21 protein-coding genes are annotated in these 20,552 nt (G+C 66.9%); 9 read left to right on the top strand and 12 right to left on the bottom strand.

The genetic code is table 11. The features are described from left to right. Window positions 1-7: 7 nt before the first annotated feature. The 3 genes from JMF86_RS11325 (at window position 8) to JMF86_RS11315 (ending at window position 1,866) form a co-directional block, all read left to right on the top strand. On the top strand, window positions 8-418 hold the full coding sequence (locus tag JMF86_RS11325) for a group II truncated hemoglobin (RefSeq protein ID WP_006478237.1): 411 nt from the start codon (window positions 8-10) through the stop codon (window positions 416-418). 102 nt (window positions 419-520) lie between these two features. Continuing rightward, on the top strand, window positions 521-1,252 hold the full coding sequence (locus JMF86_RS11320; RefSeq protein WP_054928018.1) for an alanyl-tRNA editing protein: 732 nt from the start codon (window positions 521-523) through the stop codon (window positions 1,250-1,252). Beyond that, window positions 1,249-1,866, top strand: coding sequence for a DUF924 family protein (locus JMF86_RS11315; RefSeq protein WP_054928017.1), 618 nt, complete (start codon window positions 1,249-1,251; stop codon window positions 1,864-1,866). The genes JMF86_RS11320 and JMF86_RS11315 overlap by 4 nt, the downstream gene beginning before the upstream one ends. 173 nt (window positions 1,867-2,039) lie before the next feature. Here JMF86_RS11315 and JMF86_RS11310 read toward each other — a convergent pair whose 3' ends face one another. The 11 genes from JMF86_RS11310 to JMF86_RS11260 all read right to left on the bottom strand — a co-directional run bounded on the left by JMF86_RS11310 (window position 2,040) and on the right by JMF86_RS11260 (window position 11,528). Then, window positions 2,040-3,932 carry a glycosyltransferase family 39 protein gene (locus tag JMF86_RS11310; RefSeq protein ID WP_054928016.1) on the bottom strand — a complete coding sequence of 631 codons (1,893 nt, stop codon included), beginning with the start codon at window positions 3,930-3,932 and terminating at the stop codon, window positions 2,040-2,042. Window positions 3,933-4,159: 227 nt separating this feature from the next. Further along, window positions 4,160-4,921, bottom strand: coding sequence for an SDR family oxidoreductase (locus JMF86_RS11305; RefSeq protein WP_054928015.1), 762 nt, complete (start codon window positions 4,919-4,921; stop codon window positions 4,160-4,162). Between the two features lie 22 nt (window positions 4,922-4,943). Then, the gene (locus JMF86_RS11300; RefSeq protein ID WP_054928014.1) at window positions 4,944-5,525 is read right to left on the bottom strand and encodes a TIGR00730 family Rossman fold protein; all 582 of its coding nucleotides are present in this window, start codon (window positions 5,523-5,525) and stop codon (window positions 4,944-4,946) included. After that, entirely contained in the window at window positions 5,522-6,280 is a 759-nt protein-coding gene (locus JMF86_RS11295; protein ID WP_006478243.1) for a TetR/AcrR family transcriptional regulator, read from the bottom strand. Before JMF86_RS11295 ends, JMF86_RS11300 begins: the two co-directional genes overlap by 4 nt. Before the next feature lie 201 nt (window positions 6,281-6,481). Continuing rightward, window positions 6,482-7,018, bottom strand: coding sequence for a diacylglycerol kinase (locus JMF86_RS11290; RefSeq protein WP_011694335.1), 537 nt, complete (start codon window positions 7,016-7,018; stop codon window positions 6,482-6,484). Next, on the bottom strand, window positions 7,015-8,049 hold the full coding sequence (locus tag JMF86_RS11285) for a glycosyltransferase family 1 protein (RefSeq protein WP_043888581.1): 1,035 nt from the start codon (window positions 8,047-8,049) through the stop codon (window positions 7,015-7,017). The genes JMF86_RS11290 and JMF86_RS11285 overlap by 4 nt, the downstream gene beginning before the upstream one ends. Window positions 8,050-8,077: 28 nt before the next feature. Continuing rightward, window positions 8,078-9,016: a UDP-2,3-diacylglucosamine diphosphatase gene (locus tag JMF86_RS11280; RefSeq protein ID WP_006478246.1), complete on the bottom strand. Its 939-nt coding sequence runs from the start codon at window positions 9,014-9,016 to the stop codon at window positions 8,078-8,080. Window positions 9,017-9,241: 225 nt separating this feature from the next. Further along, a complete protein-coding gene (locus tag JMF86_RS11275; protein ID WP_054928013.1) occupies window positions 9,242-9,748 on the bottom strand; it encodes an RDD family protein in 507 nt (168 codons plus the stop codon). A gap of 6 nt (window positions 9,749-9,754) precedes the next feature. After that, the gene (locus JMF86_RS11270; protein ID WP_011545824.1) at window positions 9,755-10,522 is read right to left on the bottom strand and encodes a DUF3106 domain-containing protein; all 768 of its coding nucleotides are present in this window, start codon (window positions 10,520-10,522) and stop codon (window positions 9,755-9,757) included. Window positions 10,523-10,548: 26 nt separating this feature from the next. Continuing rightward, entirely contained in the window at window positions 10,549-10,968 is a 420-nt protein-coding gene (locus JMF86_RS11265) for a DUF3619 family protein (RefSeq protein WP_011545823.1), read from the bottom strand. Beyond that, window positions 10,965-11,528: an RNA polymerase sigma factor gene (locus tag JMF86_RS11260; protein ID WP_006478250.1), complete on the bottom strand. Its 564-nt coding sequence runs from the start codon at window positions 11,526-11,528 to the stop codon at window positions 10,965-10,967. The genes JMF86_RS11265 and JMF86_RS11260 overlap by 4 nt, the downstream gene beginning before the upstream one ends. 355 nt (window positions 11,529-11,883) lie before the next feature. Between JMF86_RS11260 and JMF86_RS11255 the strand changes: the two genes are divergently transcribed. From JMF86_RS11255 to JMF86_RS11230, 6 genes are all read left to right on the top strand, one after another. Next, a complete protein-coding gene (locus JMF86_RS11255; RefSeq protein ID WP_006478251.1) occupies window positions 11,884-13,647 on the top strand; it encodes an acetolactate synthase 3 catalytic subunit in 1,764 nt (587 codons plus the stop codon). A 111-nt stretch (window positions 13,648-13,758) separates the two neighbouring features. Continuing rightward, window positions 13,759-14,250: an acetolactate synthase small subunit gene (ilvN, locus tag JMF86_RS11250; RefSeq protein WP_006398781.1), complete on the top strand. Its 492-nt coding sequence runs from the start codon at window positions 13,759-13,761 to the stop codon at window positions 14,248-14,250. 105 nt (window positions 14,251-14,355) lie between these two features. Beyond that, complete coding sequence (gene ilvC, locus JMF86_RS11245) at window positions 14,356-15,372, top strand: ketol-acid reductoisomerase (RefSeq protein WP_006478252.1); 1,017 nt, start codon at window positions 14,356-14,358, stop codon at window positions 15,370-15,372. A 127-nt stretch (window positions 15,373-15,499) separates the two neighbouring features. Continuing rightward, on the top strand, window positions 15,500-16,144 hold the full coding sequence (locus JMF86_RS11240; protein WP_006478253.1) for a phosphatidylserine decarboxylase: 645 nt from the start codon (window positions 15,500-15,502) through the stop codon (window positions 16,142-16,144). 15 nt (window positions 16,145-16,159) lie between these two features. Beyond that, window positions 16,160-17,032, top strand: coding sequence for a CDP-diacylglycerol--serine O-phosphatidyltransferase (pssA, locus tag JMF86_RS11235; protein WP_006478254.1), 873 nt, complete (start codon window positions 16,160-16,162; stop codon window positions 17,030-17,032). 342 nt (window positions 17,033-17,374) lie between these two features. Beyond that, entirely contained in the window at window positions 17,375-18,919 is a 1,545-nt protein-coding gene (locus JMF86_RS11230; RefSeq protein WP_011545821.1) for a 2-isopropylmalate synthase, read from the top strand. A 72-nt stretch (window positions 18,920-18,991) separates the two neighbouring features. Here the strand turns inward: JMF86_RS11230 and JMF86_RS11225 are convergent, their stop codons facing one another. Next, on the bottom strand, window positions 18,992-20,542 hold the full coding sequence (locus tag JMF86_RS11225) for a SulP family inorganic anion transporter (RefSeq protein ID WP_011545820.1): 1,551 nt from the start codon (window positions 20,540-20,542) through the stop codon (window positions 18,992-18,994). Window positions 20,543-20,552 lie beyond the last annotated feature (10 nt).

The following is a 20,552-nucleotide window of genomic DNA, read 5'->3' as shown; positions in this document are numbered from 1 at the left end:
ATCCGTAATGACCGATGTGAATGACGATGCGCCGGCGCAGCCGACGGCGTTCGAGCTCGTGGGCGGCGAAGCCCGCGTGCGCGAAATGGTGGACCGTTTCTACGACCTGATGGACCTCGAACCCGAGTTCGCGCAGATTCGCGCGCTGCATCCGCCGTCGCTCGACGGTTCGCGCGACAAGCTGTTCTGGTTCCTGTGCGGCTGGCTCGGCGGCCCCGACCACTACATCAGCCGGTTCGGCCATCCCCGGCTGCGCGCGCGACACCTGCCGTTCCCGATCGCGTCGGTCGAGCGTGACCAGTGGCTGCGCTGCATGGCGTGGGCGATGGAGGACGTCGGGTTGCCGGAGCCGCTGCGCGAGCGGCTCATGCATTCGTTCTACGACACGGCCGACTGGATGCGCAACCGGCCCGGTTGATCGACCGGTACGCCGCTGTCCGCGCGCGGGACGATCTGCGCTGGGCGCATGAGCGGCCCGGCGCGACACTGGCCGTTTCTCCATCGATACGAGGCTTGCCCGATGACGACCCAAGCGCTGTTTCGCGAAGACGCGTACCTCACGCAATGCGAGGCGATCGTCCAGGCCGTCGGCGACGGCGGCATCCGGCTCGACCGCACCGTGTTCTATCCGCTCGGCGGCGGCCAGGCCGGCGACACCGGCACGCTGACGCTGCCCGACGGCAGCACGATCGCGATCGCCGACACGCGCAAGGCGAAGTTCGACGGCGCGACGCCCGACGACGCCGTCCACGTGCCCGCGCCGGGCCAGGAGGCGAGCGTCGCGACGCTCGCCCCCGGCACGCGCGTGGTTGCTGAGATCGATTGGCTGCGCCGCTACCGGCACATGCGTCTGCACACGGCCGCGCACCTGATGTGCGCGGTGCTGCCGTACGCGGTCGACGGCTGCAGCGTGACGGCCGACTACGTGCGGCTCGATTTCGCGACTTCCGACGCGATCGACCGCGACGACGTCGAGCGGCGCCTCGCGGGCTTCGTCGTCGGCGCGCATCCGGTCACGACCGAATGGATCACCGACGACGAGATGGCCGAGCGTCCCGAACTCGTGCGCACGATGAGCGTGAAGCCGCCGATGGGCCTCGGCCGCGTGCGGCTGCTGCGCATCGAAAACGTCGACCTGCAGCCGTGCGGCGGCACGCATGTGCGCAACACGTCCGAAATCGGCGGGTTGCGGGTCGCGAAACTGGAAAAGAAGAGTGCGCGCACACGGCGCCTCGTACTGGAGTTTGCATGACGGTCGATACCGGGAAAGCAGGCGCGGCGGCGCTCGATCCGCAGGCACGGGAGATTCTCGATTTCTGGTTCGGCGAGCCGGACTCGGCCGAATTCGGGCAGAACCGCAAGGTCTGGTTCAACGGCGGCGCCGCGTTCGACGACGTGCTGCGCACGCGTTACGGCGCGCTGCTCGACGCCGCGTGCGACGGCGCCTGCGATCACTGGGCCGATTCGCCGTCGGGCGCGCTGGCGTTGATCGTCGTGCTCGACCAGTTCTCGCGCAACATCCATCGCGGCACGCCGCGCGCGTTCGCCGCCGATCCGAAAGCGCTCGCGCTCGCCCGCCGCGTCGTCGCGGCCGGCTGGGACGCCCGGTTGCCGAGCGGCCATCACCGTGCGTTCGCGTATCTGCCGTTCGAGCACGACGAGTCGGTCGAGAGCCAGCGCGAGGCCGTGCGCCTGTGCGCGGGCATCCGCGACGAGGCCGGATGCGAGAGCTATCACCGCTACGCGTTGCTGCATGCGGCGATCGTCGAGCGCTTCGGCCGCTTTCCGCACCGGAACGCGATTCTCGGTCGCGCGTCGACCGACGAGGAAACGGCGTTTCTGCGAGAGCCCGGCTCGTCGTTCTGACGATCCGTACGTTGGCGTGATGAGGGAACGGGGCGGCTAACGCCCGGACGCTTGCGGGTTCGTGCAGGCACGGGTACGGCAGCACGGGCTGCGCACCGGTCGGGCGGATTGCCGCGACCTATGCCGAAGAGGAAAGTGAAGGCGGGCAGGACGGCGCATCGCGCCGTCCTGTATCACTGCAGGTGCTGTTCGGGCGTGCGCACGTAGACGCGCAGCAATTCCTCGTTGTCGCCCGGGCGGGCGCCCGTCCAGAACAGCTTCCATTCGCTGCCCGGCGCCGGATCGACGGCCCGCACGCCCTGCACGATCATCCACGTGCAGCGCGTCGTCTTCGCGTCGTCGATCGGCGTGTGCTCGATGCCGGAGAAGTAGTACAGCATCGGCGCTTCCGATTCGCCGAGCCCGTGCAGGCTCGCCATGCAGTCGCCGTCGTTCCATTCGAGCGCGAGATGCGCGTTCAGGTCGTCGAACACCGAGCGGTAGCTCTTCGCGACGTCGAGCCACGGCAGCAGCAGCGTATAGATGAGTCCCCACGCAACGAGCGCGCCGGCGCCCCACGACAGCGCGCCGCGCCACAGCCCCGTCGTGCGCAGCTTCGGCAGCAGCGTCAGCCAGCCGACCGTCAGCGCGAGCGCGCCGGTCACGAGCGCGGGCTGGATCGGCATCGTCCAGTCGAGCGGCAGCCAGCGGCCGAGCAGCGCGAGATCCGCGCGCGACGCGGCCGGATCGGCCATCACCGCCCAGATCGCCCATGCGAGCACGACGACCGTGCCGAACAGGATGCGGCTGAGGTAATCCCACGCGAGATGCAGCCGGCGCGGCAGGCGCTCGATCGCCTGCGCGGCGACCAGCGCGAGCGGCGCGAAGAACGGCAGGATGTAGAGCTGGCGCGACGTCGCGGACACCTGCAGCACCACGAGCCCGATGCCGGCGAACAGCACGGGTAGCGCGATGCGCGGCGCACGCCAGTCGCGCCATGCGCCGCGGGCGAGCGCGACGATCGCGAGCGGCGCGACCGGGAAGCCGACGGTAAGGAACGCGCGCAGGATGAAGAACGGCTTGTCGTTTTCCGCGCCCAGTTCGGGCACGGAGAAACCGAAGAAGCGACCGACGTTGTTGTCCCAGAACCACGTCATGAACAGCGTTTCGGAGCGCAGGAACAGCGCGGTCGGCCAGATCAGCGCGAACGGCGCGAACACGAGTGCGGCGACGCCCAGCGCGCGGGCGAACGAGCGGGTGCGGCAGGCCGGGTAGAGCGCCAGCGTGCACACGAGCGTGGCCGCGAACACGAGCGGCACGAACAGCCCTTTCGCCATCAGCGCGATGCCGACGCCCGCGCCGAAGACCGGCGCGGCCCAGCGGCTCGCCGGATGCACCGGCAGCCCGTGCCGCATCTGCTGCGCCCGCGCGACATGCTGCATCACGAGTTCGAGCAGCCCGCAGAACCCGATTGCCGTCCCGGCAAACAACGCGACGTCCGTCATCATGTCGTGCACGTGCTTGATGACGACGAGCGTGCCGGCGCTGAGTACCACCGGGCCGAGCACGCGCAGGTCGAACCAGGTGTCCGCGCGACTGGCCACGCGGGCCGCGCGGGCGATGAAGCCGAACGCGAGCGCGGCGAACAGGGCACTCGCCAGGCGCGCCGCGTCGTGCAGCGGCATCACGCGCTGCAGCAGCCACGCGAGGCTGGTCGCGACCCATGCGTAAAGCGGCGGCTTTTCCATGAACGGCAGGCCGGCATTGGTCGGCACGACGAAGTCGCCGGTCTCGAGCATGTGCTGGATGATGCCGAACGTGTAGGTTTCGTCCTGTTTCCACGGATCGTGGCCGAGCACACCGGGCAGCGTGTACGCGCACACCAGTGCGGCGATGAACAGCCAGGCGCGCCAGCCGAGCAGCAGCGAGCGGTCGCGCGGGGCGCTGATCGTGGCGGTCGAGGCGGCGACGGGCGTACCGGCGACGTCGAGCGTCGCGAGGACGTCGGTATCGGCGGTCGAGCGGGTGTGCGCGGCCGGGGCGGGCACGGACGTGCGTCGTCGGCTGGGCGCTGCGGTTCCAGGCATGGAAAAGATCTCGGGTCGAGTCGAGCCGGTCCGGCGACATGGGCGGGACCGATAAGGGATTACATCCGGCTAACGGACAGGATGTTTAAGACACCTGTCTGAATGACCGCTAGTAGAGCACGGAATTGTTACGGATGTTTACTGAAACTGTCACGGAATTGTGGAGATTTGTGGCACCGTGACCACGGGGCGTTTTCGTCAGCCGTATTGTTGCGCCGCGTGTCAGCTTAGCGGCCGCCGCCGACGTCGAGCAGGGCGCCCGTCGTGTAGGACGCCGCATCGCCGAGCAGCCAGACGATCGCCTCGGCGATCTCCTGTGCCTCGCCCGCGCGGCCGAGCGGCGTTTGTGCGCCGAGGCGGGCGGCGCGGCCCGGCTGGCCGCCGCTTGCATGAATTTCGGTCTCGATCAGGCCGGGGCGCACCGCGTTGACGCGCACGCCGTGCGGGCCGAGTTCCTTTGCCAGGCCGATCGTCAGCGAATCGACCGCGCCTTTCGAGCCCGCGTAGTCGACGTACTCGTTCGGCGAGCCGAGCCGCGACGCGATCGACGACACGTTGACGATCGCGCCGCCGCGGCCGCCACGGTCGGTCGACAGCCGGCGCGCCGCTTCCCGCGCGCACAGATAGGCGCCGAGCACGTTGGTATCGAACATCCGCCGCAGCCGGTCGACCGGCATGTCGGCGAGCGGCATCGACGGCGCGACGATGCCTGCATTGTTCACGAGCGCGTCGAGGCGCCCGAACTCGGTCGCAACCGTATCGAACATCGCGACGACGTCGGCCTCGTTCGCGACATCGCCCGCGACGATGCACGCGCGGCCGCCCGCGTCGCGCACGGCCTGCGCGGTCAGTTCGGCCGCTGCCGCGTCGCGCGCGTAGTTGATGCCGACGTCCCAGCCGCGTTCGGCCGCGAGCACGGCGGTCGCGCGGCCGATGCCGCGGCTCGCGCCGGTGATGAGGACTGCCTTGCGGTCGGACGGTGCGGTCATCGCGTGCGGTTTCCGGTGAGGATCACTTCGCTGCGTCTGGCGCCCACTTGTCGCGGGCGGGCGGCAGGTAGTGGCGCAGCCGCTCGATCAGCGCGACGGGTTCCGATTCGACGCACAGCGCGTCGAAATAGGCGGGCCGCATGAAGCCTTCGTCGACCGTATGGCGCAGTAGCGCGATCAGCGGATCGTAGAACGAATCGATGTTGTAGAGCGCGACGGGCTTGCGGTGATAGCCGAGCTGCGCCCACGTGTAGACCTCGAAGAGCTCCTCGAGCGTGCCGGCGCCGCCGGGCATCGCGACGAACGCGTCGGAGAGGTCGGCCATCATTTTCTTGCGATGGTGCATGTCGGGCACGACGTGCAGTTCCGACAGCCCCGTATGGCCGACTTCCTTGTCGACGAGCAGCTCGGGGATCACGCCGACCGCACGGCCGCCGGCCGCCATCACTTCGTCGGCGATCACGCCCATCAGGCCGACGCGGCCGCCGCCGTACACGAGCGTGAGGCCCGCATCGACGAGCGCGCGGCCGAACGCGCGCGCGGCGTCGGCATAGACGGGCCGCACGCCGGACGACGAGCCGCAGTAAACGCAGACTGCCTTCATTGCTTGGAATCCTTGGCGGACGCCTGCCCGGTGACGACGGGGCTGTCGGCGGGGCGCGGGGAGCCGTCGCGCGGCGGCAGGTAGTCGGTGAACTGGCGCTTGGGCAGCTTGCCGGAGACGAGGTCGTCGAACAGCTGGCGCGAACGGCCGCGCAGGTACGGGGCCATGATCGAGATCACGTGCATGCTCACCTGGTGCAGCTCTTCGCGGATCGCGTCCTGGTCGTTGTATTTGCGCGGATGCATCACGTACTGGTACGACAGCCAGTAGGTCGAGATCACCGCCATGTTGGTGGCGATGACTTCGATCTCGGCGGGCGTCGCGACCATTTCGGCATCGGAGACGAGCAGCTCGCACATGTCGTGCGCGAAGCGCACCTTGTGGCTGATGATCTGCTTGAAGTGCGTCTCGAGCGTGCGGTTGCGCGCGAGCAGGTCGTTGAGGTCGCGATACAGGAACCGGTAGGTCCACATGAAATCGGCCATGTACTGCAGGTACGACCAGGTTTCGTCGATCGTCGGACGGTGATCTTCGGGGAAGCGCAGCCGCCGTTCGATCTGCTGCTCGAACTGCGCGAAGATGCTGTTGATGATGTCGTCCTTGTTGCGGAAATGGTAGTACAGGTTGCCTGGACTGATTTCCATTTCCTCGGCGATCGTCGTGGTGGTGACGTTCGGCTCGCCGATCTCGTTGAAGAGTTTCAACGACAACTCGAGAATCCGTTCGCGGGTGCGGCGGGGAGGTTTCGCTTCCATGTCGTCCGGCCCTGTGTGTGCCGGACTGGCGGGCGCTGCAATCGATGCTGCGTGATTCGTCCGGCGCGGGTTGCTGTTCTATGTCTAGCGGACGATTATAAACCGGGGTTCCGCCACATCGGGGCATTTCATGATCGCGGCCCCGCGCGGCGCATGGTGCAGCGCCGCATGCGGGCGACGGGAAGGACGCCGGGCGGTTGCCTAGAAGCCGAGCCAGCGTGCGACGACCGGCCCGAGCACGAAGCCCCACGTCGTCACGCACGCGAACAGCGCGACCGTCACAGCCGCGCTGCCGAGGTCCTTCGCGCGCTTCGAGAGTTCGTGGCGCTCGAGCGAGATGCGGTCGATCGCGGCTTCGACGCTCGAGTTGAGCAGCTCGACGATCAGCACCAGCAGCACCGAGCCGATCAGCAGCGCGCGCGATGCGGCCGGCACCGGCGCGAACGCGCCGATCGGCAGCATCAGCGCGGCGAGCGTGAGCTCCTGGCGAAACGCGCTTTCCTCGCGGATCGCGACGCGAAAGCCGTTCAGCGAATGCTTGAGCGCGAACCACGCACGCGTGATGCCGCGGTGGCGCTTGTACGGGTTCGGCGGCAACGGCGCGAGCCGGTCGTCGGGGCCGAGCGGCTCGTGCGGGTGCACGTCCGCATCGGCGTGCGGTTCTTCCTCGTCGAACGGGCGGTGCCGTGACGGCGTCGCGGCGGGGGGCGGGATCTTGTCGTTCAGGTCTCGTTTCAAACGGCGGCACCTTCGGCTGGCGAGTACGCGGTCTTCGGCAGCGGCTTCAGATGCGACGCGAACTGCTCGGATGCCGCGCGCCACGAGAAGCGTTCCGCCCACGCGCGCGCAGTCGTGCGTTCGATCTTCAGCGCCTCGAGGCAGGCTTCCTGCAGGTCCTCGTGCATCGCGCCCGCGTCGCCGCCGCTGAGCACGTCGATCGGGCCCGTGACGGGATACGCGGCCACCGGCGTGCCGCAGGCGAGGGCTTCGAGCAGCACGAGGCCGAACGTGTCGGTGCGACTCGGGAATACGAACACGTCGGCCGCAGCATACACCTTCGCGAGCTCGGTCTGTGACAGCACGCCGAGATAGTTCGCCTCCGGGTAGCGCGACTTCAGCTCCGCGAGCGCGGGGCCTTCGCCCGCGACCCACTTCGAGCCGGGCAGGTCGAGGCGCAGGAACGCCTCGACGTTCTTCTCGATCGCGACGCGGCCCACGTACAGGAAGATCGGCCGCGCGGTGTTGAGCACCTTCGACTCCATCGGCCGGAAGATGTCGAGATCGACGCCGCGGGTCCACAGCACGACGTTCGTGAAGCCGAATTTCTCGAGGTCCTGCTTGACGACCGGCGTCGGCGCCATCACCGCGAGCGACGGGCCGTGGAACCAGTGCAGGAAGCGGTAGGTGGCGGCGAGCGGAATACCGAAGCGCGCCTGCACGTATTCCGGAAAGCGCGTGTGGTACGCGGTGGTGTACGGCAGCTTGCGGGCGCGCGCATAGCGCCGCGCGGCCAGGCCGAGCGGGCCTTCGGTCGCGATGTGCAGCGCATCGGGTGCGAACGCATCGATCCGCGCGCGCAGCTTGCGGTACGGCAGGATCGACAGGCGGATCTCGGGGTAGGTCGGGCAGGGCACCGTGCGGAATTCCAGCGGCGTCAGCAGTTCGACGCGGTGGCCGAGCGCCGTGAGTTCGCGCGCCGTGCTCTTCAGCGTGCGCACGACGCCGTTGACCTGCGGTTCCCACGCGTCGGTGACGATCATGATCTTCATCGCGGCATGTCCTGTAAGTAGGGTTGTGTCAGGCAGCGGCCTTGGCCTTGCGCGACGTGGTCTCCGACGGCGCGGTGCGCATCACCGTCCAGTAGACGATCTTCAGTTCGCCTTCCATCGTTTCGACGAGCGCGGACAGGCTTTCGACCCAGTCGCCGTCGTTGCAGTACAGCACGCCGTCGATGTCGCGGATCTCGGCCTTGTGGATGTGGCCGCACACGACGCCGTCGCAGCCGCGGCGGCGCGCCTCGTCGGTCATCACGGTCTCGAACTGCGAGATGAAGTTGACCGCGTTCTTGACCTGGTGCTTCAGGTACTGCGACAGCGACCAGTACTGGAAGCCGAGCCGGCTGCGGATCCGGTTGAACCAGCGGTTCAGCACGAGGATCAGCGTGTAGAGCGTGTCGCCGAGGTACGCGAGCCATTTCGCGTGCTGGATCACGCCGTCGAACAGGTCGCCGTGCACGATCCACAAACGTTTGCCTGCGAGCGTCGTGTGGAATGCCTCGCCGCGCACCTGGATGTCGCCGAACGCGAGATCGCAGAACTGCCGCGCGCCTTCGTCGTGGTTGCCGGGGATGTAGACGACCTGCGTGCCCTTGCGCGCCTTGCGCAGGATCTTCTGCACGACGTCGTTGTGCGCCTGCGGCCAGTACCAGCCCTTTTTCAGCTGCCAGCCGTCGATGATGTCGCCGACGAGGTACAGGTATTCCGAGTCGTTGTGACGCAGGAAATCCAGCAGGTAGGGCGCCTGGCAGCCGCTCGAGCCGAGGTGGATGTCGGACAGCCAGATGGTGCGGTAGCGATGGGCGGACGGCTCGGGGTCCTCGTGCTGCGTGGTGTGCGCGACGGGCGGCTTGTGCGACACCACGCCGTCGGTTGCCCCCGAGCCGGACAGGAACGCAGTGGCGGCGCGGGCGCCGATGGGGTGACGAAACAGTGAGGTCGCGGACGTTTTCTGGCCCATGCATGACTCGCGCCGGTTGACATTACCGGCATTCCGCCATGCGGGCGTGACTGTGCCATGACAGTCACGAGACGTTCTTATTACGACCGTTGAAGGGTGTTTAGCAGTGAACGAGCGGGCGTTGCGTCATCTGCCGTACTGAACCGCCGACGCTTGTCAGGCAAGGCCGTCTGGCTGGAGGGAAGGGCACCGAGCGAGCGGCTTTCGTCTGGCGAATGCGGCGCGTCAGCGCGGTATCGCGACGACGCGGGTGCGCGCGATCCGGTCGTGCGGGAACTGACGGCCGGCGTGCAATCGGGCGGCGCCGGCCCATACGACGATCCACGCGGCGGCGAGCGCGAGCGTGACGGGTACCGACAGGCCGAGGAGCGGGTGCAGCGCGAGCGGCGGCAGGAACCACAGCCAGCCGAGCACGTAGCGGACGAGCGCGTGGCTGGCGCTCAGCGGTCGGCCGCTGGACGATTCGAGCCGCAGCCGCCAGGTTTTCATCGGCAGCGTCTGGCCGCCGTGCGTCCAGAACCACACGAAATACGCGCCGACGACGAGCGCGATCCACGTGGCAAGCAGGTTGTGATGGACGAGGCCGTTGCGTTGCTGCGTCGCGAGGCTGAACGCGAGCCCGGCGAAGAACACGACGCCGAACAGCAGCACGCCTTCGTAGAGCAGCGCGGCGAGGCGCCGCCGCACGGACGGCGCGGCGGCCGGGGTGTCGGGCGCGCGGACGTTCGCCACGGCCGTTCAGGAGCCCTTGAACAGCGAAGGCGCGTCGGCGGGCGACACCGGCGCCACGGCGGCCGGTGCGGACGCGGTGCCGGACGTCGACGACGCGGGCACCGGCTGCGCGGCGACGCCGGCCGACGCGGGCGCCGGGGCGGCGGCCGCACCGCTGGCCGGGTGTTCGTGCGAATTGACGAGGCGGCGGACGTCACGGTCGGCGACGGTCGGCGGCGCGCTGACGACGCTCGGCTTGCGGCGGCGTTCGGCGGCGGCAAGCCGTTCCTTCTGCTCCTCGGGGAGTTGCTGGTAGGCCTTCCACGCGCGCTCGCGCGCCTGCGCGGACAGCTCCTTCGCGCTCTGGTAGTTCTCGCGTGCGACGCGGCGCTGCTCGGGCGTCATTTTCGCCCATTCGGTCATCCGCTCCTGCAGGCGCTTCTGGTCATCCGGCGACAACTTCGCGAAACGCGATGCGATCTTCAGCCATTTACGCTTGCGGGCATCGCTGAAGCCGTCCCACTGGTCGGCGAACGGGGCGAGGGCCGCATGCTGCGCCGGCGTGAGGCGCGCCCACGACAGCGGGCCGGCGGCGGCCGGCAGCGGCAGGGGAAGCGGCAGCGGGGGAAGTTCGGTGGTCAGCCCGGCCGCGGCCGACGCCGGTGCGGCGGAACTGGTGGTCGCGACGGGCGTCGTCGCGGGGGCCGGGTGGAATCGGGGATACGTGGCGACGTAGGAAACGGCGATCGCGATCACGCATCCGAAAAATACGGCCAGGCCGCGCTTCTGACTCACCCGTACGATCCCCTCGTTATTGTCTGTTAGTGAGCGCGCGAAAGATACGCGTTGAACCCGTGGTCGAGATACGCGTTGAGCGGCAGGTCGTCGCTGAGCATCGCCGCGTCGATGTCGGCGAGTTCGGCGGTGCGCTGCATGTCTTCCCAGTACGCGATGCCGACGAGCCCCGCGAGCAGCAACGCGAGCGGCCATGCGCGCAGCAGGCGGCGGCCGAACGACGTCGGCGGGCGGTTCGCGGGCGTCGGGCCGTAGGCGCCGGCCGCGCCGGCGAAGGCCGGCACGAACACCGGCGCGGTCGCGGCTTCGGGCTTCTTGCGCGCGAGCGCGGCCCGGCGGGCGACGGCCAGCCGATCGGTGGTCGCGGCAGGCAGCGCGGCCGCGCGCTCGTCCAGCGCGCGGCGCACCTTCAGCGCGAATTCGTGTTCTCGGTTTGCGGAGCTCATAGCGTGATTCCTTTGGCCTTGAGCGCTTGCGCCAGGGTATGAGTGGCTCGTGAGCAGTGCGTCTTGACGCTGCCCTCGGAGCACCCCATTGCGGCGGCAGTCTCGGCGACATCCATATCTTCCCAATAACGCATCAGGAACGCTTCCCGTTGACGCGCCGGAAGTTTCTGGATTTCTTCGTCGATCAGGGCCAGAACCTGCTCTCGTTCGAGGCGGTGCTCGCTGCTCTCGACGCCCGCGTTGTCGTCCGCGGATTCGAGTGTTTCGAGCGGGTCGAAGTCGTCGTCGTCGGTGTTGTTCAGCGACGAGAAGAGCGTCACCCACGTATTGCGGACCTTCTGCCGGCGGAACCAGTCGTGGATCGCGTTCTGCAGGATCCGCTGAAAAAGCAGCGGCAGCTCGGCCGACGGCCGGTCGCCGTACTTTTCCGCGAGCTTGATCATCGCGTCCTGCACGATGTCGAGCGACGCATCGTCGTCACGCACGGCGTACGCAGCCTGCTTGAACGCGCGCCTTTCGACGCCCGCCAGAAAGTCGGCGAGTTCCTTGTCTGATGCCATTCCGTGAAGGTATGCGCTGCGGCCCGCTGCGTGGTGTAAAAGGTCGAAAAATTTCGTAAAACCCGCGGATGCTATCAAATTTTCGCGCGGCTTGGCACCGGGTCGGGCGCCGCACGTTGCGCGCGAGCCGCGCCGGCGGGGCGCCCGGCGGCGTGCATGATGCGCTGCGGGATATTTTGCTTGACGGCCCCAGCGCGACCCGCTATCGTCAACGATTCGCAACATGAAGTGATGGTCTCATTTGAGGCTGGCCCAAGAAGCCCGCCCTTCAAACTGGACGCGCCGCTTGAACCCGAGCCACAAGCCCGGCAGAGAGCACCCGATCAATTTTTTGCCGAAAATTCGAAAGGTCAAAATGAACATGCCCAGCGCGGAATTCTCCACGTCGGAACCCCTTTCCCCTCCCGATAGCGACTCCATCGGCGGTACCGTGCTCATGAAGGCACTGGCCGACGAAAACGTCGAATTCATCTGGGGCTACCCCGGCGGCTCGGTTCTCTACATCTACGACGAGCTGTACAAGCAGGACAAGATTCAGCACGTGCTGGTGCGCCATGAACAGGCGGCCGTGCACGCAGCCGATGCGTATGCGCGCTCCACCGGCAATGTCGGCGTCTGCCTCGTGACGTCGGGCCCCGGTGTCACCAACGCGGTGACCGGCATCGCAACGGCTTACATGGATTCGATCCCGATGGTCGTGATCAGCGGCCAGGTGCCGACTGCCGCGATCGGCCAGGATGCGTTCCAGGAATGCGACACCGTCGGCATCACGCGTCCGTGCGTGAAGCACAACTTCCTCGTGAAGGACGTGCGCGACCTCGCGGCAACCGTCAAGAAGGCGTTCTATATCGCCCGCACCGGCCGTCCGGGCCCGGTGCTGATCGACATCCCGAAGGATATCTCGAAGACGCCGTGCCAGTACGAGCCGATCAAGAGCGTGTCGCTGCGTTCGTACAACCCCGTCACGAAAGGCCATTCGGGCCAGATCCGCAAGGCCGTGTCGCTGCTGCTGACCGCGAAGCGTCCGTACATCTACACGGGTGGCGGCATCATCCTCGCCGACGCGTCGCGTGAACTGAACCAGTTCGCGGACCTGCTCGGCTACCCGGTCACGAACACGCTGATGGGCCTCGGCGGCTATCGCGCGTCGGACAAGAAATTCCTCGGCATGCTCGGCATGCACGGCACCTACGAAGCGAACATGGCGATGCAGCACTGCGACGTGCTGATCGCGATCGGCGCCCGCTTCGACGACCGCGTGATCGGCGACCCGGCGCACTTCGCGTCACGCCCGCGCAAGATCATTCACATCGACATCGACCCGTCGTCGATTTCGAAGCGCGTGAAGGTCGACATCCCGATCGTCGGCGACGTGAAGGAAGTGCTGAAGGAGCTGATCGAGCAACTGCAGACGGCCGAGCATGGCCCCGACACCGAGGCGCTCGCGCAATGGTGGAAGGACATCGAAGGCTGGCGCGCGAAGGACTGCCTGAAGTTCGACCGCGAAAGCGAGATCATCAAGCCGCAGTACGTGGTCGAAAAGGCGTGGGAGCTGACGGACGGCAATGCGTTCGTGTGCTCGGACGTCGGCCAGCACCAGATGTGGGCCGCGCAGTTCTACCGTTTCAACAAGCCGCGTCGCTGGATCAACTCCGGCGGCCTCGGCACGATGGGCTTCGGCCTGCCGGCGGCGATGGGCGTGAAGATGGCCCATCCGGACGACGACGTGCTGTGCATCACGGGCGAAGGCTCGATCCAGATGTGCATCCAGGAACTGTCGACCTGCCTGCAGTACGACACGCCCGTGAAGATCATTTCGCTGAACAACCGCTACCTCGGCATGGTCCGCCAGTGGCAGCAGATCGAATACAGCAAGCGCTATTCGCATTCGTACATGGATGCGCTGCCCGATTTCGTGAAGCTCGCCGAAGCGTACGGCCATGTCGGCATGCGGATCGAAAAGACTTCGGATGTGGAGCCGGCGCTGAAGGAAGCGTTGCGCCTGAAGGACCGCACCGTGTTTCTCGACTTCCAGACCGATCCGACCGAAAACGTCTGGCCGATGGTACAGGCCGGCAAGGGCATCACCGAGATGCTGCTCGGATCGGAAGATCTGTAACGGCGCGACGCGCGTCTGGCCCGATGCGGCCGCCTTCACGAAGGGCGGTGCGGCACGCGGCGGCGCGCGGCGCGAGTGAATCGACACGGACACATTCTGGAAGAAGCGAACATGAGACACATCATTTCCGTCCTGCTGGAGAACGAACCGGGCGCGCTGTCGCGCGTGGTCGGCCTGTTTTCCGCACGCGGCTACAACATCGAAACCTTGACGGTGGCGCCGACCGAAGACCAATCGCTGTCGCGGCTCACCATCGTTTCCATTGGCTCCGACGACGTGATCGAACAGATCACGAAGCATCTGAACCGCCTTATCGAGGTGGTGAAAGTGGTGGACCTGACCGACGGTGCACACATCGAACGCGAGCTGATGCTGATCAAGGTACGTGCAGTGGGCAAGGAGCGCGAAGAAATGAAGCGGATGTCGGACATTTTCCGCGGCCGCATCATCGACGTGACCGAGAAGACCTACACGATCGAATTGACGGGCGCGAGCGACAAGCTCGACGCATTCATCCAGGGGCTGGACGCGGGCGCGATCCTCGAGACCGTGCGCACCGGCAGCTCCGGCATCGGACGCGGCGAGCGCATCCTGAAGGTGTGATGCCGACATAGCCAAAGAGGCACGCCGGGTGCGCCGTCATGTCCCGGCCCGCAGTACTCCATCCGAACGAATTATTGAATTTTTTGAATTAGCGAAGGAACCATCATGAACGTTTTCTACGACAAAGACGCTGACCTCTCCCTCATCAAGGGCAAGCAAGTCACGATCATCGGCTACGGCTCGCAAGGCCATGCACACGCGCTGAACCTGAAGGACAGCGGCGTGAACGTGACGGTCGGCCTGCGCAAGGGCGGCGCGTCGTGGAGCAAGGCCGAAAACGCCGGCCTGTCGGTCAAGGAAGTCGCGGAAGCGGTGAAGGGCGCGGACGTCGTCATGATGCTGCTGCCGGACGAGCAGATCGCCGACGTGTACGCGAAGGAAGTCCACGCGAACATCAAGCAGGGCGCGGCGCTCGCATTCGCGCACGGCTTCAACGTGCACTACGGCCAGGTGATCCCGCGCGCCGACCTCGACGTGATCATGATCGCGCCGAAGGCGCCGGGCCACACCGTGCGCGGCACGTACTCGCAAGGTGGCGGCGTGCCGCACCTGATCGCGGTGGCGCAGAACAAGTCGGGCGCGGCACGCGACATCGCGCTGTCGTACGCGGCGGCAAACGGCGGCGGCCGTGCAGGCATCATCGAGACGAACTTCCGTGAAGAAACCGAAACCGACCTGTTCGGCGAACAGGCCGTGCTGTGCGGCGGTACCGTCGAGCTGATCAAGGCGGGTTTCGAGACGCTGGTCGAAGCCGGCTACGCGCCGGAAATGGCGTACTTCGAGTGCCTGCACGAGCTGAAGCTGATCGTCGACCTGATCTACGAAGGCGGCATCGCGAACATGAACTACTCGATCTCGAACAACGCCGAGTACGGCGAGTACGTGACCGGCCCGCGCGTCGTCACGGAAGAGACGAAGAAGGCGATGAAGCAGTGCCTGACCGACATCCAGACGGGCGAGTACGCGAAGAGCTTCATTCTCGAGAACAAGGCAGGCGCCCCGACGCTGCAGTCGCGCCGCCGCCTGACGGCCGAGCACCAGATCGAGCAGGTCGGCGCGAAGCTGCGTGCGATGATGCCGTGGATCGCGAAGAACAAGCTCGTCGACCAGACGAAGAACTAAGCACCTCGTGCTGTTCCGGCCCTTCGAGTGGAGGGTCGGCATCAAAAAGCCGTCCGAAGGCAGCAGTGCCCCGGGCGGCTTTTGTTATGCTACGTGCTTTGCAATTCACCGAACACAGAACGAATCCATGAACTATCCTCATCCGATCATCGCGCGCGAAGGCTGGCCGTTCATCGCGATTGCAGCCGTCGTCGCGCTGTTGATCCATGCCGTCGGGGGCTTCGGCTTCGCGTGGCCGTTCTGGCTGCTGCTCGTCTTCGTCGTCCAGTTCTTCCGCGATCCGCAGCGCCCGATCCCGGCGCAGCCGAACGCGGTGCTGTGCCCGGCAGACGGCCGCATCGTCGCGGTCGAGACCGCGCAGGATCCGTACGCGAACCGCGAAGCGCTGAAGATCAGCGTGTTCATGAATGTCTTCAATGTCCATTCGCAGCGTTCGCCGGTCGATGGCGCGATCAGCAAGGTCGAGTATTTCCCGGGTGCGTTCCTGAACGCGGCGATCGACAAGGCGTCGACCGAGAACGAGCGCAATGCGGTCGTGATCCAGACGGCGAGCGGCAAGACCGTCACGTCCGTGCAGATCGCCGGCCTGATCGCCCGCCGGATCCTCTGCTACGTGCGCGCCGGCGAGCCGCTGTCGCGCGGCCAGCGTTACGGGTTCATCCGCTTCGGTTCGCGCGTCGACGTGTACCTGCCGCTCGGCAGCCGCGCGAAGGTGTCGATCGGCGAGAAGGTCTACGCGTCGTCGACGATCCTCGCCGAGCTCGAACAGTAAGCGGCGGGGCGCACGATGGCCGCATTCAAACCGCGTCGGCCGCGTAACGGCTCCGGCCAGACGCCACGCCCGTTCCGCCGCAACAAGGTGATGGCGCCCGATGCGGCGCCGCTCGAGAGCCGCCGCGCCGCGCGCCAGCGGTTCCTGAAGACGCGCGGCATCTATCTGCTGCCGAACGCATTCACGACCGCCGCGCTGTTCTGCGGCTTCTTCGCGGTCGTGCAGGCGATGAACGTACGCTTCGAGATCGCCGCGATCGCGATTTTCGTGGCGATGGTGCTCGACGGGATGGACGGGCGCGTCGCGCGCATGACCCATACGCAGAGCGCGTTCGGCGAGCAGTTCGATAGCCTTTCCGACATGGTGTCGTTCGGCGTCGCGCCCGCGCTCGTGATGTACGAGTGGGTGCTGAAGGATCTCGGCCGCTGGGGCTGGCTCGCCGCGTTCGTCTATTGCTCGGGCGCCGCGCTGCGCCTCGCGCGCTTCAACACGAACATCGGCGTGGTCGACAAGCGCTTCTTCCAGGGGTTGCCGAGCCCGGCCGCCGCCGCGCTGATCGCCGGCTTCGTGTGGCTCGCGACCGACAACCGCGTGCCGATGAAGCTCGGCTGGCTGCCGTGGGTCGCGTTCGTGCTGACGATCTACGCGGGCGTGACGATGGTGTCGAACGCGCCGTTCTACAGCGGCAAGGCGCTCGACGTGCGGCACCGCGTGCCGTTCGCGGCGATCCTGCTCGTCGTCGTCGCGTTCGTGCTCGTGTCGTCCGATCCGCCGCTGATGCTGTTCTGCCTGTTCGTGCTGTACGGTCTGTCCGGCTACGTGTTCTGGGCCTACATGGCCATCCGCGGGCGCGCGAATCCGGCGCGCTCGTCGCAGCGCGATCACTGACGCCGACGCACGATTTGCCCGGAAACGGCGGTCTCGGGGCCGCCGTTTTCATTTGCCCCTTTTTCGAGCCGGGCCGCGCCGGTTCACGGTTTCCGGGTGCCGTCCCCGGGTGTCGTCCAATTGCGCGGTCCACGGAATGTCGCTATAGTCTGCGGCATGACTGCATTTCCCCGCTTCTCCCTCCTTCTAGCCGGTGCGCTGCTACGCGCGCCAGCTTCGGCGCGCCTGCCGCGCTGACTGTTCTCGCCCTCCGTCTCAAGCCTCGTCTGTTGTTGAGCGTCGCCAGCGGTGGCGCGATCTCGTTACGTTTGACTTCCGTATAAAAGAGCCCTGGAGCCCCCCATGACAGACAAGCTGATCATTTTCGATACGACGTTGCGTGACGGCGAGCAATCGCCCGGCGCGTCGATGACGAAGGAAGAGAAAATCCGCATCGCGAAGCACCTCGAGCGGATGAAGGTCGACGTGATCGAGGCCGGTTTCGCCGCCAGCTCGAACGGCGATTTCGACGCGATCCACACGATCGCCGGTCTCGTGAAGGACAGCACGATCTGTTCGCTGGCGCGGGCCAACGACAAGGACATCCAGCGCGCGGCGGACGCGCTCAAGCCGGCCAACAGCGCGCGGATCCATACGTTCATCGCGACGTCGCCGCTGCACATGGAGAAGAAGCTGCGGATGACGCCGGACCAGGTGTTCGAGCAGGCGCGTCTCGCGGTGCGTTTCGCGCGCAAGTTCACCGACAACGTCGAATTCTCGCCGGAAGACGGCAGCCGTTCGGATCTCGATTTCCTGTGCCGTGTGCTGGAAGCGGTGATCGCCGAGGGCGCGACGACGATCAACATCGCCGATACGGTCGGCTACGGCGTGCCGGAACTCTACGGCAACCTCGTGAAGACGCTGCGCGAACGCATTCCGAACTCGGACAAGGCGATCTTCTCCGTGCATTGCCACAACGACCTCGGGATGGCGGTGGCGAACTCGCTCGCCGGCGTGAAGATCGGCGGTGCGCGGCAGATCGAATGCACGATCAACGGTCTCGGCGAGCGCGCGGGCAACACGTCGCTCGAGGAAATCGTGATGGCCGTGAAGACCCGCAAGGACTACTTCGGTCTCGACGTCGGCATCGACACGACGCAGATCGTGCCGACGTCGAAGCTCGTGTCGCAGATTACCGGCTTCGTCGTGCAGCCGAACAAGGCGGTGGTCGGCGCCAACGCATTCGCGCACGCATCGGGCATTCACCAGGACGGCGTGCTGAAGGCGCGCGACACCTACGAGATCATGCGTGCGGAAGACGTGGGCTGGACCGCGAACAAGATCGTGCTCGGCAAGCTGTCGGGCCGCAACGCGTTCAAGCAGCGTCTGCAGGAGCTGGGCGTGTCGCTCGACAGCGAAGCCGAACTGAATGCCGCGTTCATGCGCTTCAAGGATCTGGCCGACCGCAAGGCCGAGATCTTCGACGAGGACATCATCGCGATCGTGTCCGAGGAATCGGCGCTCGCGCAGGAACAGGAGCACTTCAAGTTCGTGTCGCTGTCGCAGCGTTCGGAAACGGGCGAGCAGCCGCAGGCGAAGGTCGTGTTCGCGGTCGAAGGCAAGGAAGTGACCGGCGAGGCGCGCGGCAACGGCCCGGTCGACGCGACGTTCAATGCGATCGAGGGTGAAGTCGGCAGCGGGTCCGAGCTGCTGCTGTACTCGGTCAACGCGATCACGACCGGCACGCAGGCGCAGGGCGAAGTGACCGTCCGGCTGTCGAAGAGCGGGCGGATCGTCAACGGCGTGGGCACCGATCCGGATATCGTCGCCGCATCCGCGAAGGCGTACATTTCCGCGCTGAACAAGCTGCACTCGAAGGACGACAAGCTCAACCCGCAGCGCGCGTAAGCGCCGCGCGTTGCGCGGCACCGAGACGCCCCGTGCGGCCCTGCGCCGCCGGGGCGTTTTTTCATTGGCCGCTCATTCCGCGGCCGGCGCGCGGAACAGCCAGCGGCGCGCCGCCGGGCGTGGCGCCGGATTGCGCCGGCGGAACTCGACCGCGATCCCGCGCCGCGGCGCATCGGCGACGAACGCATCGAGCAGTTCGAGCACGTCGTGATCGATGTAGTCGGCGCGCGTCGCGTCGATGATCACCGCCGCCCGGTCCGGAATGTGCCGCAGGTGGTGCTTGACCTGCACCTTGCCGAGAAACGACACGTCCTTGCGGAACGACAGCAGGAAGTGATCGTCATGCTGCGCGAGCGTGACGGGGCTCTTCAGGTTCGCGACGGCGACGGCCAGCACGCTGCATGCGAGGCCGAGCGCGATGCCGAACAGCAGGTCGACCGCCAGCACACCCGCGATCGTCGCCGCGAACGGCGCGAACGCGGCCGGGCCTTGCTTCATGACCGAGCGGAACAGCGCGGGCTTCGCGAGCTTCAGACCGGTGTGGATCAGGATCGCGGCCAGGCTCGCGAGCGGGATCAGGTTGATCAGGCCGGTGAGCGCAAACACGCTCGCGAGCAGCAGGACCCCGTGCACGATCGCGGACATCCGGCTTTGCGCGCCGGCGTTGACGTTGGCCGAACTGCGCACGATCACCGACGTGATCGGCAGGCCGCCGACGGCGCCCGCGACGAGGTTACCGACGCCCTGCGCCTTCAGCTCGCGATCGGGTTGCGTCGGCCGCCGCTTCGGATCGATCTGTTCGACCGCTTCGAGGCACAGCAGCGTCTCGAGGCTTGCGACGACCGCAAGCGTGATCGCCACGCGCCATACGTCCGGATTGAGCAGTTGCGCGAAGTTCGGGCCGAGCTCTGCATGCTTGAGCGATGCCGCGAGCGCCGCGAACGAGTCGAATTCGGGCAGCGTGACGCGATGGGCGGCGCCCGGTGCGGCTGCCGGTGCGACCACGCCGAGCACGAGCGTCGCGCCGATGCCGAGCACGACGACCGCGAGCGGCGCGGGTACCGAGCGCACCCACGCGAAGCGCTTGAGAGCCGGCGTGTCCCACGCGATCAGCAGCCCGAGCGACGCAAGCGCGATCACCGTGGCGGCCCATGCGGTCGGCAGGCTCGGCCAGTTCGCAAACGATTGCGCGGCCTGGCCGCCGAGGCCGAATGCGAACGGAATCTGCTTCACGATCAGCAGCAGGCCGATCGCGGCGAGCATGCCCTTGATGACCGGCGATGGCACGTAAGCGGCGAAGCGGCCGGCGCGCAGCATGCCGAAGCCGAACTGCAGCACGCCGGACAGCAGCACCGCGAGCAGGAACGCGGAGAAGCTGCCGAGTTGCGCGATCCCTTCGACGACGATCACGACGAGGCCGGCGGCCGGCCCGCTGACGGACAGCGACGAGCCGCTCAGCAGTGCGACGACGATGCCGCCGACGATGCCCGACACGAGCCCGGCGAACGGCTCGACGCCGGACGCATTGGCGATGCCGAGACAGAGCGGTAGCGCGACGAGGAAAACGACGATGCCGGCGACGATGTCGCGCGGCAGGGTGGATAGGCGCTCGTTCAGTTTCATGGTTGGGGTG

Source organism: Burkholderia sp. E168m15 (assembly GCF_016586105.1).
In the GTDB taxonomy this organism is placed as follows: domain Bacteria; phylum Pseudomonadota; class Gammaproteobacteria; order Burkholderiales; family Burkholderiaceae; genus Burkholderia; species Burkholderia orbicola.
This window is presented reverse-complemented; position numbering and strand designations above follow the sequence as displayed.

Bases quoted from the DNA above. Each gene is read 5' to 3' on its own strand.
- JMF86_RS11240 (WP_006478253.1), top strand. From the start codon at position 15,500: ATGAACTATCCTCATCCGATCATCGCGCGCGAAGGCTGGCCGTTCATC.
- JMF86_RS11320 (WP_054928018.1), top strand. From the start codon at position 521: ATGACGACCCAAGCGCTGTTTCGCGAAGACGCGTACCTCACGCAATGC.
- JMF86_RS11230 (WP_011545821.1), top strand. From the start codon at position 17,375: ATGACAGACAAGCTGATCATTTTCGATACGACGTTGCGTGACGGCGAG.
- JMF86_RS11255 (WP_006478251.1), top strand. From the start codon at position 11,884: ATGAACATGCCCAGCGCGGAATTCTCCACGTCGGAACCCCTTTCCCCT.
- JMF86_RS11225 (WP_011545820.1), bottom strand. From the start codon at position 20,542: ATGAAACTGAACGAGCGCCTATCCACCCTGCCGCGCGACATCGTCGCC.
- JMF86_RS11265 (WP_011545823.1), bottom strand. From the start codon at position 10,968: ATGAGCTCCGCAAACCGAGAACACGAATTCGCGCTGAAGGTGCGCCGC.
- ilvC (WP_006478252.1), top strand. From the start codon at position 14,356: ATGAACGTTTTCTACGACAAAGACGCTGACCTCTCCCTCATCAAGGGC.
- JMF86_RS11305 (WP_054928015.1), bottom strand. From the start codon at position 4,921: ATGACCGCACCGTCCGACCGCAAGGCAGTCCTCATCACCGGCGCGAGC.
- JMF86_RS11315 (WP_054928017.1), top strand. From the start codon at position 1,249: ATGACGGTCGATACCGGGAAAGCAGGCGCGGCGGCGCTCGATCCGCAG.
- JMF86_RS11310 (WP_054928016.1), bottom strand. From the start codon at position 3,932: ATGCCTGGAACCGCAGCGCCCAGCCGACGACGCACGTCCGTGCCCGCC.
- JMF86_RS11280 (WP_006478246.1), bottom strand. From the start codon at position 9,016: ATGGGCCAGAAAACGTCCGCGACCTCACTGTTTCGTCACCCCATCGGC.
- JMF86_RS11260 (WP_006478250.1), bottom strand. From the start codon at position 11,528: ATGGCATCAGACAAGGAACTCGCCGACTTTCTGGCGGGCGTCGAAAGG.
- JMF86_RS11325 (WP_006478237.1), top strand. From the start codon at position 8: ATGACCGATGTGAATGACGATGCGCCGGCGCAGCCGACGGCGTTCGAG.
- ilvN (WP_006398781.1), top strand. From the start codon at position 13,759: ATGAGACACATCATTTCCGTCCTGCTGGAGAACGAACCGGGCGCGCTG.
- JMF86_RS11285 (WP_043888581.1), bottom strand. From the start codon at position 8,049: ATGAAGATCATGATCGTCACCGACGCGTGGGAACCGCAGGTCAACGGC.
- JMF86_RS11300 (WP_054928014.1), bottom strand. From the start codon at position 5,525: ATGAAGGCAGTCTGCGTTTACTGCGGCTCGTCGTCCGGCGTGCGGCCC.
- pssA (WP_006478254.1), top strand. From the start codon at position 16,160: ATGGCCGCATTCAAACCGCGTCGGCCGCGTAACGGCTCCGGCCAGACG.
- JMF86_RS11295 (WP_006478243.1), bottom strand. From the start codon at position 6,280: ATGGAAGCGAAACCTCCCCGCCGCACCCGCGAACGGATTCTCGAGTTG.